The 18,429-nt window shown below is 53.5% G+C and carries 15 protein-coding genes; 6 read left to right on the forward strand and 9 right to left on the reverse strand.

The window, feature by feature from the left end; genetic code table 11:
- Nucleotides 1-149 precede the first annotated feature (149 nt).
- Nucleotides 150-2,570, forward strand: coding sequence for a glycerol-3-phosphate 1-O-acyltransferase PlsB (gene plsB / locus OGY08_RS03845; protein WP_008786919.1), 2,421 nt, complete (start codon nucleotides 150-152; stop codon nucleotides 2,568-2,570).
- Between the two features lie 56 nt (nucleotides 2,571-2,626).
- On the opposite strand, the gene ubiA is transcribed toward plsB, so the two are convergent.
- The 5 genes from ubiA to malK form a co-directional block, all read right to left on the reverse strand.
- Entirely contained in the window at nucleotides 2,627-3,499 is an 873-nt protein-coding gene (gene ubiA, locus OGY08_RS03850; protein WP_003826589.1) for a 4-hydroxybenzoate octaprenyltransferase, read from the reverse strand.
- Between the two features lie 13 nt (nucleotides 3,500-3,512).
- Nucleotides 3,513-4,010 (reverse strand): chorismate lyase, encoded by a 498-nt coding sequence (ubiC, locus tag OGY08_RS03855; RefSeq protein ID WP_003826587.1) that lies wholly within the window; start codon nucleotides 4,008-4,010, stop codon nucleotides 3,513-3,515.
- 180 nt (nucleotides 4,011-4,190) lie between these two features.
- Nucleotides 4,191-5,138 carry a maltose operon protein MalM gene (gene malM, locus OGY08_RS03860; RefSeq protein WP_008786918.1) on the reverse strand — a complete coding sequence of 316 codons (948 nt, stop codon included), beginning with the start codon at nucleotides 5,136-5,138 and terminating at the stop codon, nucleotides 4,191-4,193.
- A gap of 113 nt (nucleotides 5,139-5,251) precedes the next feature.
- Nucleotides 5,252-6,592 carry a maltoporin gene (locus OGY08_RS03865; RefSeq protein ID WP_020996090.1) on the reverse strand — a complete coding sequence of 447 codons (1,341 nt, stop codon included), beginning with the start codon at nucleotides 6,590-6,592 and terminating at the stop codon, nucleotides 5,252-5,254.
- 91 nt (nucleotides 6,593-6,683) lie between these two features.
- Nucleotides 6,684-7,793 carry a maltose/maltodextrin ABC transporter ATP-binding protein MalK gene (gene malK, locus OGY08_RS03870; RefSeq protein WP_008786916.1) on the reverse strand — a complete coding sequence of 370 codons (1,110 nt, stop codon included), beginning with the start codon at nucleotides 7,791-7,793 and terminating at the stop codon, nucleotides 6,684-6,686.
- Between the two features lie 360 nt (nucleotides 7,794-8,153).
- Between malK and malE the strand changes: the two genes are divergently transcribed.
- The 4 genes from malE (at nucleotide 8,154) to xylE (ending at nucleotide 13,724) form a co-directional block, all read left to right on the forward strand.
- Nucleotides 8,154-9,344: a maltose/maltodextrin ABC transporter substrate-binding protein MalE gene (gene malE, locus OGY08_RS03875; RefSeq protein WP_125363340.1), complete on the forward strand. Its 1,191-nt coding sequence runs from the start codon at nucleotides 8,154-8,156 to the stop codon at nucleotides 9,342-9,344.
- 130 nt (nucleotides 9,345-9,474) lie between these two features.
- Nucleotides 9,475-11,019, forward strand: a complete 1,545-nt coding sequence (gene malF / locus OGY08_RS03880; protein ID WP_003826577.1) for a maltose ABC transporter permease MalF — start codon at nucleotides 9,475-9,477, stop codon at nucleotides 11,017-11,019.
- 14 nt (nucleotides 11,020-11,033) lie between these two features.
- Nucleotides 11,034-11,924 (forward strand): maltose ABC transporter permease MalG, encoded by an 891-nt coding sequence (gene malG / locus OGY08_RS03885; protein ID WP_003826575.1) that lies wholly within the window; start codon nucleotides 11,034-11,036, stop codon nucleotides 11,922-11,924.
- 324 nt (nucleotides 11,925-12,248) lie between these two features.
- Complete coding sequence (gene xylE, locus OGY08_RS03890; protein WP_219013498.1) at nucleotides 12,249-13,724, forward strand: D-xylose transporter XylE; 1,476 nt, start codon at nucleotides 12,249-12,251, stop codon at nucleotides 13,722-13,724.
- Nucleotides 13,725-13,769: 45 nt separating this feature from the next.
- Here xylE and psiE read toward each other — a convergent pair whose 3' ends face one another.
- A complete protein-coding gene (gene psiE / locus OGY08_RS03895) occupies nucleotides 13,770-14,180 on the reverse strand; it encodes a phosphate-starvation-inducible protein PsiE (protein WP_003031674.1) in 411 nt (136 codons plus the stop codon).
- A 138-nt stretch (nucleotides 14,181-14,318) separates the two neighbouring features.
- Between psiE and OGY08_RS03900 the strand changes: the two genes are divergently transcribed.
- Nucleotides 14,319-14,771, forward strand: coding sequence for an acyltransferase (locus tag OGY08_RS03900; RefSeq protein WP_057068684.1), 453 nt, complete (start codon nucleotides 14,319-14,321; stop codon nucleotides 14,769-14,771).
- Between the two features lie 97 nt (nucleotides 14,772-14,868).
- Here OGY08_RS03900 and OGY08_RS03905 read toward each other — a convergent pair whose 3' ends face one another.
- The 3 genes from OGY08_RS03905 to OGY08_RS03915 are packed head-to-tail and all read right to left on the reverse strand — an operon-like array spanning nucleotide 14,869 to nucleotide 18,337.
- A complete protein-coding gene (locus tag OGY08_RS03905; protein ID WP_125363342.1) occupies nucleotides 14,869-16,965 on the reverse strand; it encodes a YjbH domain-containing protein in 2,097 nt (698 codons plus the stop codon).
- Nucleotides 16,965-17,702 (reverse strand): capsule biosynthesis GfcC family protein, encoded by a 738-nt coding sequence (locus tag OGY08_RS03910; RefSeq protein ID WP_125363343.1) that lies wholly within the window; start codon nucleotides 17,700-17,702, stop codon nucleotides 16,965-16,967. The genes OGY08_RS03905 and OGY08_RS03910 overlap by 1 nt, the downstream gene beginning before the upstream one ends.
- Nucleotides 17,699-18,337: a YjbF family lipoprotein gene (locus tag OGY08_RS03915; protein WP_057068678.1), complete on the reverse strand. Its 639-nt coding sequence runs from the start codon at nucleotides 18,335-18,337 to the stop codon at nucleotides 17,699-17,701. The genes OGY08_RS03910 and OGY08_RS03915 overlap by 4 nt, the downstream gene beginning before the upstream one ends.
- Between the last annotated feature and the right edge of the window lie 92 nt (nucleotides 18,338-18,429).

The following is an 18,429-nucleotide window of genomic DNA, read 5'->3' on the forward strand; positions in this document are numbered from 1 at the left end:
ATTAGCGTCAATGTCATTGTAACGTTACCCCGTTTGTTCAGGGTGTGGCAAAGCAGCGCGAAGTATGACCGGATACCACAGAAATTCACTAAACTTTCTGATATCCTTGCAGCGCATTTGCATTATTAACCAGAGGCTTTACATCGTTTATGTCCGGCTGGCCACGAATTTACTACAAATTACTGAATTTACCATTAAGCGTCCTGGTAAAAAGCAAGTCTATTCCAGCAGAACCTGCTCCGGAATTGGGACTCGATACTTCGCGTCCCATTATGTACGTCCTACCGTACAATTCGAAAGCAGACTTGCTGACGCTGCGTGCCCAATGTCTGGTGCACGACCTCCCCGATCCCCTGGAACCACTAGAGATAGACGGAACGCTGTTACCGCGCTACGTGTTTATTCACGGCGGTCCGCGTGTATTCACCTATTACACGCCGAAAGAAGAGTCCATCAAGCTGTTCCACAACTATCTCGACTTGCATCGCAGCAATCCGGATCTGGATGTGCAGATGGTGCCGGTTTCGGTGATGTTTGGCCGTGCGCCAGGGCGTGAGAAAGGCGAGGTCAATCCGCCGTTACGTATGCTAAACGGCGTACAGAAATTCTTTGCGGTGTCCTGGCTGGGTCGCGACAGTTTTGTCCGCTTCTCCCCGTCAGTTTCTCTGCGTCGTATGGCGGATGAACACGGTACGGATAAGATCATCGCCCAGAAGCTGGCTCGCGTGGCGCGTATGCACTTTGCTCGCCAGCGCCTGGCCGCTGTCGGCCCGCGCCTCCCTGCCCGCCAGGATCTGTTTAATAAGCTGTTAGCTTCAAAAGCGATCGCTCGTGCGGTAGAAGATGAAGCGCGCAGTAAAAAAATCTCCCACGAAAAAGCGCAGCAAAATGCCATTGCGCTGATGGAAGAGATTGCCGCCAACTTCTCCTACGAAATGATTCGTCTGACGGACCGTATTCTGGGCTTTACCTGGAACCGTCTGTATCAGGGGATTAACGTTCACAATGCTGAACGTGTACGCCAGTTGGCGCATGATGGGCATGAAATCGTGTACGTTCCGTGCCACCGCAGCCATATGGACTATATGCTGCTGTCGTACGTTCTGTACCATCAGGGTCTGGTGCCGCCGCACATCGCAGCCGGTATCAACCTGAACTTCTGGCCCGCGGGTCCGATTTTCCGCCGTCTGGGCGCGTTCTTTATTCGTCGTACCTTCAAGGGCAACAAGCTCTATTCCACCGTATTCCGTGAATACCTGGGCGAGCTGTTCAGCCGTGGTTACTCGGTTGAGTACTTTGTCGAAGGGGGCCGTTCACGTACCGGTCGTCTGCTCGACCCGAAAACCGGCACGCTGTCGATGACTATTCAGGCGATGCTGCGCGGCGGTACACGTCCGATTACCCTCGTTCCTATTTACATCGGCTATGAGCACGTAATGGAAGTGGGCACCTACGCAAAAGAGCTGCGTGGCGCGACGAAAGAGAAAGAAAGTCTGCCGCAAATGCTGCGTGGCTTAAGCAAGCTGCGTAATCTGGGTCAGGGCTACGTCAACTTTGGTGAACCAATGCCATTGATGACTTACCTCAACCAGCATGTGCCGGAGTGGCGTGAATCTATTGACCCTATCGAGTCTATCCGCCCGGCCTGGCTGACGCCGACGGTGAATAACATTGCCGCCGATTTGATGGTGCGCATTAACAACGCAGGCGCGGCCAATGCCATGAACCTGTGCTGTACTGCTTTACTGGCCTCCCGCCAGCGCTCTCTGACCCGTGAACAGCTGACCGAACAACTCGACTGCTACCTGAGCCTGCTGCGCAATGTGCCGTATGCTGCGGATTCGACTGTGCCGGCACAGAGCGCCAGTGAACTGATCGACCACGCCTTGCAGATGAACAAGTTTGAGGTCGAGAAAGACACCATCGGTGACATCATTATTCTGCCGCGCGAGCAGGCGGTATTGATGACCTACTACCGCAATAACATTGCGCATATGCTGGTTCTGCCTTCGTTGATGGCAGCCATTGTGACTCAGCATCGTCGTATTTCACGCGCCGCGTTGCAGCAGCATATTGATGCGCTGTACCCGATGCTGAAAGCGGAGCTGTTCTTACGCTGGGAGCGTGATGAGCTTGCCGGAGTGATTGACGAACTGGCCAGCGAAATGCAGCGCCAGGGACTCATCACCCTGACCGATGACGAACTGCATATCAATCCAGCCCGCTCCCGCACGCTACAGCTGCTGGCTGCAGGTGCTCGCGAGACGTTGCAGCGCTACGCCATTACCTTCTGGCTGCTGAGCGCGAACCCGTCCATCAACCGTGGCACGCTGGAGAAAGAGAGCCGCACCGTGGCGCAACGCCTCTCAGTGCTGCACGGCATTAACGCGCCGGAATTCTTCGATAAAGCCGTGTTCAGCTCTCTGGTGCTGACGCTGCGTGACGAGGGATTCATCAGCGATACCGGAGATGCCGAACCGGAAGAGACGATGAAGATCTATCAGATGCTGGCCGAACTGGTCACGTCAGATGTGCGTCTGACCATCGAGAGCGCCACTCAGGGCGAGTAAGCATAAAAAAACCGGTCGAAATGACCGGTTTTTTTATTTTGCAGGCTAAGCCAAAATCAAAAATGCCAGTAGCTCATTGCCAGACCTAAGAACAGCACCAGACCGACGTAGTTATTGTTCATAAACGCTTTAAAGCAAGCATCACGTTCACGGTTGACGATCAGTTTCTGCTGATAGACAAACAGCGCGCCCGCCACCAACAGAGACCAGTAATAGCCCAGTCCTAACCCGTTTAACCAGCCCACCAGCGCCATCAGCACCAGCACACCTACCTGCAAAATACCAATAATCAGCTTGTCGTTCTGACCGAACAGGATCGCGGTCGATTTAATGCCGATCTTCAGGTCATCATCCCGGTCAACCATGGCATACTGCGTATCATAAGCCACCGCCCAGAGAATATTCGCAAGGAACATCAGCCAGCAGCTCAGCGGTACGGATTCACTCACGGCGGCGAACGCCATCGGGATCGACCAGCCAAACGCCGCCCCCAGCACCACCTGCGGCAGATGCGTATAGCGCTTCATAAACGGGTAAACCCACGCTAATGCTAATGCCGCAACGGACAACAAAATGGTCATCGTGTTGAGGGTCAAAACCAGCAGGAAGGCCAGCAGCACCAGTACCACAAACAGCGTTCGGGCTTCTTTCTCGGTGACAGCCCCGCTCGGCAGCGGTCGATTCGCGGTGCGTTTGACGTGCCCGTCAAATTTCCTGTCGGCATAATCATTCACCACGCATCCGGCGGCGCGCATTAACCAAACGCCAGCGACAAAAACCGCCAGGATCCACAGTTGCGGCATGCCTGGGGTCGCCACCCACAGAGCCCACAGCGTAGGCCAGAGCAGCAGTAAGGCGCCGATTGGCTTATCCGTACGCATCAAGCGGTGAAACGCCAGCAGCTTATTCTGCGTCAGACTCCACTCCATCTTTATCTTCCTCTCAGTACAACGGCGACGCAGGCAGAAAAAGCTCGGTAAGCATCAGTGGCTTACCGCTCAGCCGCAGGCGGGAACGACGCCCCCACAGCGCTGCATCGCGGCCAATCTCAATAAAATCTCGGGTCAATGTCGATGACGTAAACAGGTAGCGTCCGAGCGGGGTTTTCCCCAGGTTCTGTAAGGCCAGTTCAGGGCCGCACAAGGTTGATTCAGGCACCACAGTCCGTCCGGCAAGCCAGGGTTCACCATCCGCGCATAACAGGATTTCACGTAACCAATAACGAGACTCTTTAGGCAGCAGCGTCAGTTCTTCAGCCACCTCATTTTGCCCAACGAATTCTTCGCGAATCAACGTTACGGTGACCTTTTTCCCCTGCTGCTCAAAACGTTTGGTCATAGAATCTTCCAATAACAACCAGTCGAGCAGTTGGGCGTCCAGCGCCGGGATCGCATCAAAATAACGCAGCGCACGCAGTTGCGTTAACGCAGGGTGTGGCATGCCTTACTCTCCGATTTATAACCTGAAGGCATTGTATCGCAGAAAAGGCATTACGGGGTGAGCAAACACGATTAAGTGATCGGTAGGGCAACATAAGTGTAACAATTAGCACCGAAGGATAAAAAAAGGTGCGCCAGGAGACGCACCAGTTGTTGCAAAATCAACAATGTGGGGAGATGTTTACCCCTTGCCTTTTACACTGCTGATAAAGGTGGATCGGGCAGATTTGGATCCCAGACGTTCCGCTTCATCAAGCAGCTTCAGCGCTTTATCAACATCGCCTTTCGCCACGGCATCCTTAATCGCCTGATTAAAATAGCTTTCCGTGTCGTTCAGCATTGGCTCGCTTTTCTTCACGGGTTGTGGTGCCGGAGCAGCAACGGCTGCCGCCGGAGCCGCGTAAGCCACTGCAGGCGCGGCGGTATTACCAACCGTAACAGGGCCAGGGCCGGAAGAACCAAACAGCGGCCCGACCAGCACGCTGGAGGAGGAGCTGGTTTTAACTTTCAGTTTCAGCAGACCATCGGTGGTATGACGCGCGATCGGGTCAGGGATATCAGGAACAGCGTTACCTACCCCCTTGGCATAGGCTTTTGCCGGGTCGAGCAGGGTCGTGGTCTGCTGGAGATCTTTATCTGTGGTAAAGACCAGAACATACAGTTTTTGCTGGCCCAGCGCTGGCGTCAGACGCATTACGCCTTCCAGACGATCGGCACTCATCACGCCGGGCTCCTGGTAGGTGAAATAGCTGCTGGGGAAGAACGCAGATGGCGTCATGTTTTGGTCAAGAATTAAGACGTTTGGCGCAAATACGCTGGTTTGTTTGTTGACTTCACTGGACAGCGTCAGGGTCAGTTCGCCAATGTTCGCCGGTACGCTATAGGCCGCTACAGGGCCAGTAATACCAGCAACATCTAAACGCTGACCTGCATTGGCAAGCTGTGTGGACTGAGTTTTAGATTGATCAACCGGCGTCCAGGTTAACTGTTGCAGCGCAGCAGTGGGGATTGTTGGGGCCGCGGTGGTGTTCTGCGGAACAATATTTACATCGGCCAGGCTGATGCCAGGCGCACTGGCAAATAACCCTGCAGATAAACAAAGGGCAACGAGACTTTTCTTCATTTTCATTGTTATCACCTCAGATAGCATGGGTTCAGCGGTGGCCAGGCAATAGCGCGCTAAACCGTAATCAAGAGGGGCTTACGCCCCTCTTTCGGTCTTTACGTCAGGTTAGTGCTGAATTACCACCAGATTTCCATCTGAGCACCGAAGGACCACTCATCGCTGTCGCCACGGCTGGTGGTGCTGATACCAGAGTTTGTTGCAGCTGCGTATTTAGATACGTTGTTACCATTTTTAACGTAGCCCCACTCTTCATCCCATTTTGCATAGGTTGCAAAGACGCGGATTGCCGGACGAGACCAGATGCTGTCGCCTGCCTGCCACTGTTGCGCCAGGGTGATTTTGTATTGGCTGTTGCGATCGCCAGTCTGTTGAGATTTGACGTTGTCGTAGCCGACTTCCATCAGGGTGCTCATGATCGGCGTCCATTTGTACATCGGACGAATACCGACGGTGTACCATTCGGTCCCCAGGTCGTTATCCATATCGATATTCTGATACATACCGACGTACATCAGGTCCCACTTGTCGCCCAGAGAGATAGCACCGTGGTCAAGTACGCGCACCAGGCTACCGTTGTTATTCACAACATTGTTGGCATAGTTCACGCCATCAATAGTAATGCTAGATGAGCCGTAGGAACCTTGAGACAGGCCTTTGCCCTGAGTGGTCATAGAATCTGTCGCGTACTGAACCACAAACTTGTTGTAGCCCTTCAGCATGCTCTGGGTATGTTCAGCGGTGAACATCCAACCGTCTTTAGATGCGCCGTCTGCCAGGCTGTAGTCGTCGGTGGTGTTAGCACGACCGTAGTCGACGCCCAGCTCCAACATACCATCCGGGTTAGTAGCCATCTGCGCTAAACGAACGTCAAATACATCGTTCGCGGTGTCTTTGGTACGGTCATAGATATTCTGGCTGCTGAACGCGTATGAACCGCCCGCTTCCTGAGAACGGGTTGCTGCCAGAGATAGTTTACCGAAGCCCAGATCGATGTTTTCAATACCAGCACCAGGACCTGAAATATCCCAGTAATAGAAGTCGATCATGTGGACGTCATGACGCTGATAGAAGCGCTTACCGGCCCAGATAGTGGAGCCTGGCAGCCATTCAATTAGGTTTTTACCCTGCACGTTGGCTTCACGGAAGGCTGGGTCAGTCCCTTCCCAGTCATTCTGCTGTGCTACGGAGTAGGCGACGTTGGTGTCGAAGTAGAAGCTCTTATCGCCTTCTTTCCACACTTCCTGGCCTAATTTAATTTCAGCGTAGGTTTCACATTCGTTACCGAGACGGTATTTACTTTGTGCACCTGTTGCCTGGAAACATTGTTGTTCGCCGCCACTACCCGTCCAGCCGATACCGGAACGAGCATAACCATGGAAATCCACAGCCATTGCCTGAACAGACATAATGCCTGCTGCCACAGCAACCGCCAGAGGAAGTTTGCGCAGAGTAATCATCGTTCTATCTCCTGAGATCATTGCTTTTCTTTAAACGCTGCCACCTTCTAAAACTGCGAATGGTTTTGCGTTTCGTTTTTTTATGGGGACCTTAAACGCCTGGCTCCTGGTGCAACCGACGACATGCAGTGCCATCCTCACGGAACAGATGGCAACGCTCTGGCGGCAGGCCGATAGCGAATGTGGCACCCTCTTCTACCAACACCACGTCGTTCTGGCGGTAAACCAGGTTTTGACGGATGGCGGGGATCTGGATATGAATTTGTGTTTCGTGACCAAGCTGCTCGACCACCTGCACTTCACCTTCGAGGGTGACATCGGCGATATCGCTGGGCAGCAGATGTTCCGGGCGGATACCTAAAGACATGTTGGCGCCAACCTGTACCGCATGGCTGTCTACCGGGAGCCAGACTTGCTGGCGGTTTGGTAATTCAACCTGCACCTGATCAATCGCCGTTGCGGTAACTTTCACCGGCAGGAAGTTCATTTTTGGCGAACCGATAAAGCCCGCGACAAAGCGGTCAGCCGGGTAGTGATACAGTTCCAGAGGCTTACCAACCTGCGCGACGCGACCGGCATCCAGCACCACAATTTTGTCGGCCAGCGTCATCGCTTCGACCTGATCGTGGGTGACGTAAATCATCGTGCGGCCGAGACGTTTATGCAGGCGGGATATTTCAATACGCATCTGCACGCGCAGAGCAGCGTCGAGGTTCGACAGTGGTTCGTCCAGCAGGAATACGCGCGGTTCGGCGACCAGCGTACGGCCAATCGCCACACGCTGACGTTGTCCGCCGGAAAGCGCTTTCGGTTTACGCTCCAGCAGGTGCGCCAGTTGCAGAACTTCCGCAACCTGATTCACGCGCTGGTTCATCACCTCTTTTTTCGCCCCGGCCAGTTTGAGGCCGAACGACATGTTCTCCGCGACAGACAAATGGGGATACAACGCGTAGGACTGAAAGACCATGCCCACACCGCGTTCGGCGGGCGGAATGTCGTTCATCCGGGTCTCCCCGATAAACAGGTCACCACTGGTGATGGTTTCAAGTCCGGCGATCATACGCAGCAAGGTCGACTTACCGCAGCCTGACGGTCCGACAAACACCACGAACTCCCCTTCGTGAATGTCGAGATTGATATCTTTCGATACCACCACGTCACCCCAGGCTTTCGTTACATTTCGTAGCTGTACGCTCGCCATGCCCTTCTCCCTTCGTTACAACCTGTCATCGACAGCAACATTCATGATGGGCTGACTATGCGCGATCCCTTGACTGCGTGAATCCTCCACCCCCCGGCTTTTTTATGGGGGAGGAGGCGGGAGGATGAGAGAGCAGCGTCTGAGACCCGGGCCACCAGCCTCAGAGGAATTTCGTGATGCAGCCTGCAAAAATCGGTGGGTTTTTATGTGCGCCAGTACGCAATACTCACATTTATGTAACACAGATCACATAAAGAGCGGGTGGGGCGTAGGGGTAAGGAGGATGGAAAGAGGTTGTCGTATAAAGAAACTAGTAACCGTTAAGCCACCTCTGCAAAATCACCAAACAGGATGGGAACTATGAAAATCAAAACTGGCGCACGCATCCTCGCATTGTCTGCATTAACGACGATGATGTTTTCCGCCTCGGCTCTCGCCAAGATTGAAGAAGGTAAGCTGGTTATCTGGATTAACGGCGACAAAGGCTATAACGGCCTCGCTGAAGTGGGCAAAAAATTCGAGAAAGACACCGGGATCAAAGTCACTATTGAGCACCCTGACAAACTGGAAGAGAAATTCCCGCAGGTTGCCGCGACCGGCGACGGCCCGGACATCATCTTCTGGGCACATGACCGTTTTGGCGGCTACGCTCAGTCTGGCCTGCTGGCTGAAATCACGCCTGACAAAGCGTTCCAGGACAAGCTCTATCCGTTCACCTGGGATGCCGTACGCTATAACGGCAAACTGATTGCCTACCCGATCGCGGTTGAAGCGCTGTCGCTGATTTACAACAAAGACCTCGTTCCAAATCCACCGAAAACCTGGGAAGAAATTCCTGCACTGGATAAAGAGCTGAAGGCGAAAGGTAAATCCGCGCTGATGTTCAACCTGCAAGAACCGTACTTCACCTGGCCGCTGATTGCCGCCGACGGCGGTTACGCGTTCAAGTTTGAGAACGGTAAGTACGATGTGAAAGATGTTGGCGTGGATAACGCTGGCGCGAAAGCGGGTCTGACCTTCCTGGTTGATCTGATCAAGAACAAACACATGAACGCGGATACCGATTACTCCATCGCCGAAGCGGCCTTTAACAAAGGCGATACCGCGATGACCATCAACGGTCCGTGGGCGTGGTCCAACATCGATAAGAGCAAAATCAACTACGGCGTCACGCTGCTGCCAACCTTCAAAGGCAAAGCGTCTAAACCGTTTGTTGGCGTTCTGAGCGCCGGTATCAACGCCGCCAGCCCGAACAAAGAACTGGCGAAAGAGTTCCTCGAAAACTACCTGCTGACCAATCAGGGTCTGGATGAAGTGAACAAGGACAAACCGCTGGGCGCCGTTGCGCTGAAATCCTTCCAGGATCAGTTAGCGAAAGACCCACGTATCGCCGCCACCATGGATAACGCCCAGAAAGGCGAAATCATGCCGAACATCCCACAGATGTCCGCATTCTGGTATGCCGTTCGTACCGCAGTGATCAACGCAGCCAGCGGCCGTCAGACCGTCGATGCCGCACTGAAAGACGCGCAGGGTCGTATCACCAAGTAATGCAGTTGTGAACGTGCCGGATGGCGGCATAAATGCCTTATCAGGCCTACATACCCTGTAGGCCTGATAAGCGCAGCGTCATCAGGCACGCTGACCAACAGGTTTTCATTGTTGTTGAGGATTGAACCCCATGGATGTCATTAAAAAGAAACACTGGTGGCAAAGCGACACGCTGAAATGGTCAGTGATGGGTCTGCTTGGGCTGCTGGTCGGTTACCTTGTTGTTTTGATGTACGCTCAGGGGGAGTACCTGTTTGCCATCATGACGCTGATTTTAAGCTCTGCTGGCCTGTATATTTTCGCTAACCGTAAAGCCTATGCCTGGCGCTATGTTTACCCGGGCGTTGCCGGTATGGGGCTGTTTGTCCTGTTTCCACTGATTTGTACGATCGCCATTGCCTTTACCAACTACAGCAGTACCAACCAGCTGACATTTGAACGTGCTCAGGAAGTCCTGATGGATCGTTCGTATCAGGCTGGGAAAACCTACAACTTTGGCCTGTATCCGGCGGGTGATGAGTGGCAACTGGCCCTCACCGACGGTGAAACCGGCAAGAATTACCTTTCTGACGCCTTTAAATTTGGCGGCGAGCAGAAACTGCAACTGAAAGAAGCCGAGGCGCTGCCGGCAGGCGAACGTGCAACGCTGCGTATCATCACGCAGAATCGCCAGGCGCTTACCCAATTGACCGCCATCCTGCCGGATGAAAGCAAAGTTACCATGAGTTCGCTGCGCCAGTTTTCCGGCACGCAGCCACTCTATACGCTCGCTGAAGACGGTACGCTCACCAACAGCCAGAGCGGCGTAAAATACCGCGCCAACAACGATATTGGTTATTATCAGGCGATTAACGCTGACGGTAGCTGGGGTAGCGAAAAACTCAGCCCGGGCTACACCGTAGCCATCGGCTGGGATAACTTCACCCGCGTATTTACCGACGAGGGCATCCAGAAACCGTTCTTCGCCATCTTCGTCTGGACGGTGGTCTTCTCGGTACTGACCGTTATTTTGACCGTTGCCGTGGGCATGGTGCTGGCCTGTCTCGTACAGTGGGAGTCTCTCAAAGGCAAAGCGATTTACCGCGTCCTGCTGATTCTTCCGTATGCCGTACCGTCGTTTATCTCGATTCTGATTTTCAAGGGCTTATTCAACCAGAGCTTTGGTGAAATCAACATGATGCTGAGCGCGCTGTTTGGCATCAAACCGGCCTGGTTCAGCGACCCAACCACCGCGCGTTCGATGATTATTATCGTCAACACCTGGCTCGGTTATCCATACATGATGATCCTGTGCATGGGTCTGCTGAAAGCGATTCCTGACGACCTGTATGAAGCCTCGGCGATGGATGGCGCAGGTCCGTTCCAGAACTTCTTTAAGATAACGCTACCGCTGTTGATTAAGCCGCTGACGCCGCTGATGATCGCCAGCTTCGCCTTTAACTTTAACAACTTCGTGCTGATTCAGTTGTTGACCAACGGTGGTCCGGACCGTCTTGGTACCACCACACCAGCCGGTTATACCGACCTGCTCGTAAGCTACACCTACCGTATCGCCTTTGAAGGCGGCGGTGGTCAGGACTTCGGTCTGGCGGCGGCGATTGCCACGCTGATCTTCCTGCTGGTTGGTGCGCTGGCGATTGTGAACCTGAAAGCCACACGTATGAAGTTTGATTAAGGGAGATAACGACAATGGCTATGGTCCAACCGAAATCACAAAAGTTACGTTTATTCGCAACGCACTTAGGGCTGCTGATTTTTATCGCGGCGATCATGTTCCCGCTGCTGATGGTTATCGCTATCTCGCTGCGCGAAGGTAACTTTGCCACCGGCAGCCTGATCCCGGAAAACATCTCCTGGGAACACTGGAAACTGGCGCTGGGCTTTAGCGTTGAACACGCGGATGGCCGTGTGACGCCACCGCCGTTCCCGGTACTGTTATGGCTGTGGAACTCGGTGAAAGTGGCCAGCATTACCGCGATCGGTATCGTGACGCTTTCCACTACCTGTGCTTACGCCTTTGCCCGTATGCGTTTCCCGGGCAAAGCAACCCTGCTGAAAGGGATGCTGATTTTCCAGATGTTCCCGGCGGTGCTGTCTCTGGTCGCGTTGTATGCTTTGTTTGATCGCCTGGGCCAGTACATTCCGTTTATCGGCCTGAACACGCACGGCGGCGTGATCTTCGCCTACCTCGGCGGTATTGCGCTGCATGTATGGACGATTAAGGGCTATTTCGAAACTATCGACGGTTCACTGGAAGAAGCGGCCGCGCTGGATGGCGCTACGCCGTGGCAGGCATTCCGCCTGGTGCTGCTGCCGCTTTCCGTTCCGATTCTGGCGGTCGTGTTTATTCTGTCTTTCATTGCCGCTATTACCGAAGTACCGGTCGCGTCACTGCTGCTGCGTGATGTGAACAGCTATACCCTTGCGGTAGGTATGCAGCAGTACCTCAACCCACAGAACTATTTGTGGGGCGACTTTGCCGCCGCGGCTGTACTTTCAGCCATTCCGATCACTCTGGTGTTCTTGCTGGCACAGCGCTGGCTAGTCAACGGTCTGACCGCGGGTGGTGTGAAAGGTTAAGTTTTACCGAAGTACCTGCCCGGCAACGGGCAATGCCACTGCAACCCTCAACTTATGTTATCCCAACCTGTGACTGTTATTCGGCGCTCTACGGAGCGCCCTTTTTTTATGTTATTTTGCATCACTGTTACGATTATTTCCTTTCGTGCTCTCCATCACTGCAATTCTATTCCCTGTCTGAATATAGATAAATTAAACAGAATTAAGATCACAGAAAAGACAAAACGTAATTGCAATGTAAAAAATGATAATTGTCTTCCCTGCCTGTTAAATTCAACATCACGGCACTGATCAAAAGAGCTGTATCCTCTAAGGCAGGTCTGAATGAACTCTCAATATAATTCCAGTTATATTTTTTCGATTACATTAGTGGCAACGTTAGGAGGGCTATTATTCGGCTACGACACTGCGGTCATATCCGGAACGGTAGAATCCCTGAATACCGTGTTTGTCGCGCCACAACATTTAAGTGAATCCGCCGCCAACTCGCTGTTGGGCTTTTGCGTCGCCAGTGCGTTGATAGGCTGCATCATCGGCGGTGCACTGGGCGGCTATTGCAGTAACCGGTTTGGCCGCCGGGACTCGCTGAAAATCGCGGCTCTGCTGTTCTTTATTTCCGGTATTGGTTCCGCCTGGCCGGAATTAGGCTTTACGACGATTAATCCTGATAATTCCGTACCTGTTTATTTGGCCGGATACGTTCCCGAATTTGTTATTTATCGTATCATTGGTGGTATTGGCGTAGGTTTAGCCTCAATGCTCTCACCAATGTATATTGCTGAACTGGCACCCGCACATATTCGTGGAAAACTGGTGTCATTTAACCAATTCGCCATTATTTTTGGTCAATTGTTGGTGTATTGCGTTAACTATTTTATCGCCCGTTCTGGCGACGCTAACTGGTTGAATACCGATGGCTGGCGCTATATGTTTGCGTCCGAAAGTATTCCCGCCCTGCTGTTTTTACTGCTGCTGTACACCGTACCAGAAAGCCCGCGCTGGCTGATGGCGCGTGGCAGACACGAGCAGGCGGAAAGTATTCTGCGCAAAATTATGGGCAGCACCCTCGCCACCCAGGCCATGCAGGAGATCAATCAGTCTCTGGACCATGGTCGTAAAACTGGTGGTCGCCTGCTGATGTTTGGCGCAGGCGTTATCGTCATCGGCGTAATGCTGTCTATCTTCCAGCAATTCGTCGGTATTAACGTCGTGCTCTACTACGCCCCAGAGGTGTTTAAAACGCTGGGAGCCAGCACCGATGTGGCGCTGTTACAGACCATCATTGTTGGCGTGATCAACCTGAGCTTTACTGTGCTGGCGATTATGACGGTGGATAAATTTGGTCGCAAACCGCTGCAGATTATTGGCGCTCTGGGCATGGCCATTGGTATGTTCAGCCTCGGTACCGCGTTTTATACCCAGGCTTCCGGGCTGGTTGCACTGCTGTCGATGCTGTTTTACGTCGCCGCATTCGCCATGTCCTGGGGACCGGTTTGCTGGGTACTGCTGGCAGAAATCTTCCCCAATGCGATTCGCGGCAAAGCGCTCGCCATTGCGGTGGCCGCACAATGGCTGGCGAACTATTTCGTCTCCTGGACCTTCCCGATGATGGACAAAAATTCGTGGCTGGTTTCCCATTTCCACAACGGTTTCTCCTACTGGATTTACGGTTGTATGGGTATTCTGGCGGCGCTGTTTATGTGGAAGTTTGTACCGGAAACCAAAGGCAAAACGCTGGAAGAACTTGAAGAACTGTGGGAACCCGCCGCAGAGAAAACCCAGCCTGCCTCTGCGCAGTAATCCTGACCTGCAACACGCCGCAGCCCGATTGCGGCGTGTTGTCTTTTACTCTCGCTTCAGCCGTTTTGAATTACACAGCCACAGGGTGATCACCAGCAGCAGGATCGCCGCGGAATAGATCAGCACATCCATCGGTGCTTTATGATCGACAATGATCAACCGCACAATCGCGGTGATCCCGATATAAACAAAATAGCGCAACGGAAAGTGAAACCCCGACTGAAAGTACTTCACAATCAGCGCGATAAATTCAAAATAGAGGAAGTAAACCACCAGCCCTTCCACCAGCTCATACTTGCTGGTTTGTTCCGGCGCGAACAGCACATCCGCCAGATGCAGCGTTTCTTTCCCGAGGAATACAACCAGGATCAGGCCCAGACTCAGCAGTCCCAGATTCAACACGGTCTGTAAGATGGTGGAGATAAACTCCACTCGCGGACGAGATAGCGACGTCATAACAGCACCTCTTACTCAGTGGCGAGGTTCATGTATAACGCAAAAATGTGACAGAGATCTACATTTTTTGTTTATGTTTTGTGCAAGAAAGGTCAGCGGGGAATGATGAATGTCACGACACATTTCACAGGATGAAGTATGCAGCTAAGACAATCCGCTGTCCGCAACGTTACCTGCGGTGAGAACGTGGTAATTTATGAACCCGCAAATCTCTACAATTGCACATTGGGTGACAACGTTTTTGTCGGGCCATTTGTTGAAATCCAGGGTAATACGCAAATTGGCGCAGGCAGCAAAATTCAGTCGCACAGCTTCATCTGCGAATATGTCACCCTGGGCGCCCGCTGTTTTATCGGTCATGGCGTGATGTTCGCCAACGATATGTTTCGTGAAGGAAAACCCAACGCCGACCGCAACAGTTGGGGAAGAATTTCGATTGGCAACGATGTCTCAATCGGCAGTGGAGCGACCATTCTGGCGGTCACAATCTGCGATGGCGCGGTCATCGGTGCGGGGAGCGTGGTGACCAAATCGATCACCGAGAAAGGCGTGTATGCAGGAAACCCGGCAAAATTATTGCGTCGCCTGTAACTTGCCTGCTGACGGCGCAAATGCCTTATCCGGCCTTCAGTACAGGCAGTTTGTAGGCCGGATAAGCGTAGCGCCATCCGGCTGGCAAACGGCTCGATTACCGGAAGTTCTCACTTCTGTCGCTGGTCATGTCGTACAGACCAAACTTACGTCCAAGCTGCTGGCCGCCATCACGCGTTAACGGCGTCCAGCCAATCGCCGCACGGCTGCGGGTCGGGCCTGACGAGAACAGATCCAGCGGCACGGATACGTACACCCCTTTGGTAAAATCACCCTCTCCGTACTCATCCGGCGAGGCGTCGGTGATGGTCGCATAGCCGCCTACCACAACGCCACTGTCAAAGCGCTTCGCCACTTCCAGCGTTCCGCCCTTATCTCCCGCCAGATACTGACCCACGCTGGCTTTCACCAGTACATCCTGAGCGAATGACGGATTCCAGTACGCCGTCAAATGCCCGGTCTTCACGCTGTAGTCGGTGAATTTCATCATGTCCTGCGCGCTACGCCAGTCACGCTGTTTCACGTAGTTGGCATCAACACCAAACGCCCAGTTGCTGTCCAGCGGACGATACAGCACTTCTGCCCCCGCTCCGCCGTACATGGTTTCCAGATAGCCACCGTAAACCTGTCCGTAGAACCCGTTTCCGAGTGACTGGAAGTAGTTGGCCTGTAGGTTATTCACGTAGACATCGTTTTGCACATACTCGCGCACATGGGTACGCACTCGTGGCAAATGCGAATCCTGCGGCGGGTTGGTGTAGTTAAATTTGTCATAGTTATTGGCGAGGTTGGCGAACAAACTCCCGGTGGTCAGCAGGTGATCGGTAACCCACCAATCCGCCGTTCCCATCACGCCCAACTGATACATATAGAAGTTTTCCGGGCCGCCCACCGACTGGTTAAGCACCGGATCGATGTGGAAATCGAAGCGTGACTTATCGATATACCAGCCCTGCTCGGTCGTTTTCGGCACCACGGGCTCAACGCGTTTTTGCGCCAGCTGGGTTTCATGGCCCAACGGTTCGCCTTCCAGATGACGCTTGAGGCTGGAAACCTCCGTTTCGGTCGTCACCTGCGGCAAGTTAAGACGATTTTCCGTAATACGGATCGTGCGGATCCCATCGGGAAGATCGTTCATCGCGATCCGGTTGGCACGTTCGATCCCTTCGCGCGAATCACGGTATTTCACCTGTTCACCGGTCACATACAGCGTATCGCCCTGCACCTGAATTTTAGGATCGGCCAGTCCGGCGTTATATTTCAGCAGCGTTAGCTGATTCGCCACCACCGAGTGTTGCAGGATGGCATCCTGCGGCTGTGGCTGATATTTCGGGCGGGCGTTGTCGTTATAGTTTGGCCGCAGATCGTTGAAGTTTGTCCGCAGCGTGACCCCAAACATAAAGGTGTTCCCGCGCTCATAGCTGAGGTTAACGTCGGCCCAATCGGTGACGCGATAAATAGCGCCGACGTTAAACTTGCTCTTCTGATCCAGATTGCCCGCAAAATCCTGCTGGTAATTGTTTCCCTCATACTCCAGTTTCAGACGCAACGGCTGCCAGGGCGTCTGATACTCGACGCCGCCAAACAGCGATGCCGGGCCGTGGAACATCTGGCTGCCGTCAATAGAACCGGCCTGCTTGTAGCTGTTATCGCGATAGCAGAATTTATCGCTGTATGAGCAAAACGGATTGCTGACGTTACCGCTGGTCCCGAGATATCCCCAGCCCAGGCCAAGCGAGAAATCAAACGGCCCCCAGGCTTTATTCGCCACAATATACTCCGCATCGAACAGGCCAGTTCCGCCAATATCTCGCGCGCCAACCGCCACCTGCGGCATCCAGTAGCTCTCTTCCCACAGCCGTAGTTTGAGATCAAAAGCTTTATCCTTGTAAGTCTGATCGCCAGAAAACGACTCCACGCTACTGTATTTTTTGGTACGCACATCGGTGTAGCGCAGCGTGGTTTCCAACCACGGGAAGAGCTGCACCGACGCAGAGTAGTAGCGGTACTGATCGTTATCGCGGTAATTGAGGCTCATTTCGCCCTCACGTGCCATGCGTGCGGTTGGGGTTTGCAGCAGCCCCACGCCGCCAAAATCGGACTGCGAAGGTCCAATGGGCGCGGGCCAGGTTTCACCGTGGCAGGCAACGCTTACGCCCAGCGCCAGTAAGCTGAGCAGGTAAGTTTTTCTCATTATTCGGGTATCCGCTGGGTCAGGGTGCGAAGAATGTCGGCATTAATTTCATCCGAGGTGCTGCTCCAGACAGCATCAGAGAGTCCGACATAAATGATGCTGCCGGGCATCGGCTCAACGTGACGTTTGTTCCAGTAAGCGACCGGTACTTTTTGCGTGCGCCCGTCAGGATAGATAACCCAGGCGAAGCTACGATCCGCGCCGCTGAGCCGACTTTGCCCATCGAGATAACTGGCAACATCGCGCCCGGGCATAAACGGTTGTTTACCCGGATGGCTTAGCAGGCCAAACAGCGTGATATGCGTTGGCTGTGCTCCGACCCACAGCGTGTAATTGCCCTGCAACGGCGGGTTGCCTCGCTCGCTGACGCGCACAACATCCGGGTCAAGATTAATCATCTGCCTGCCAGTCACCTTCAACGCCTGAATCTGCTGGCGTAATGTGTTGATAGCGGCAGCATCGTCACCGCTTTCTTCAGCGCCCAGCGTCGCCAGGCGAGCCAGTAATGCCTGCTGTTGGCGTTCTGCCGCCGCCGTTGCCCGCTCTTCGCTGATAACCGCGCCTGGCCACCAGCTATTGCTCAACCGCGGCTGTCCAACCAGGTCGAGCAGATGTTCGGCCCCGGTCAGCGTTTTTGGCTCTTCGCTGGCGGAGGTAAAGACCTTAACGCTGCCCGCAGCAAAAACAGACGCTGCGCTCAGGCTCAACAGCAGCGCCATAACGACTCGTTTGATCATGATTTTGCCGCCTTAATCAGCGTGGTTTTCACCGGGAAGTAATGCGCGCCTAGATACTGTTCCGACTGGCGAATCTGCCCTTCACTGTCTATCCAGTAGCGGTTATGCCAGCGCGTTTGATCGGTCGTTATCTCTTCATCGAGGATCCGTACCGGCGTGTCATCGCTGCCGACCTTGATGGTGTCTGCGCCATCCCATTTGAAAACCGATCGCGCGGTGGCATAGCGTACCTGCTGATGTTCAGTCCAGCCCATTGTGCGGGTCCACGTGGCGCCATCGACTATCTGATTGGGTTTGATGAGTGGGTCTGCCGCCAGATTATTCACCTCAATTAGGTTGTCCCCGCCGAGATGCGTTTTCACAATGCGCCCATGCTGCGTGACGAGAATAGCCCGATCCTGAGTCACCCATTTCTGCTGTCCGTTTTCCGCAAACGCGAGTACCACAAACAGTTGGGGGCCGCCGTTTAGCTGCATATACTGGCTGGCGTAGGGCATATTTTGGATTTCATCGTCCGTCATCTGTACGCCGGGAGTACCAAACACGCTATCCCACAGCGAATGCCCCAACCCTTCGGTGGTGGCTGAGCACGCCTGCAGTAACAGGCAAACCATTATGAGCGCTGGTCGCTTCACGACGTTTCTCCGCATTATTGCCGGGTGGCGCAACGCTTATCCGGCCTACAAATCCCACATACTTTTGGCAATTCAAAATAACCACACCGAAG

This window comes from Citrobacter sp. Cpo069, from assembly GCF_030332785.1.
GTDB classification, from domain to species: Bacteria; Pseudomonadota; Gammaproteobacteria; order Enterobacterales; family Enterobacteriaceae; genus Citrobacter; species Citrobacter portucalensis.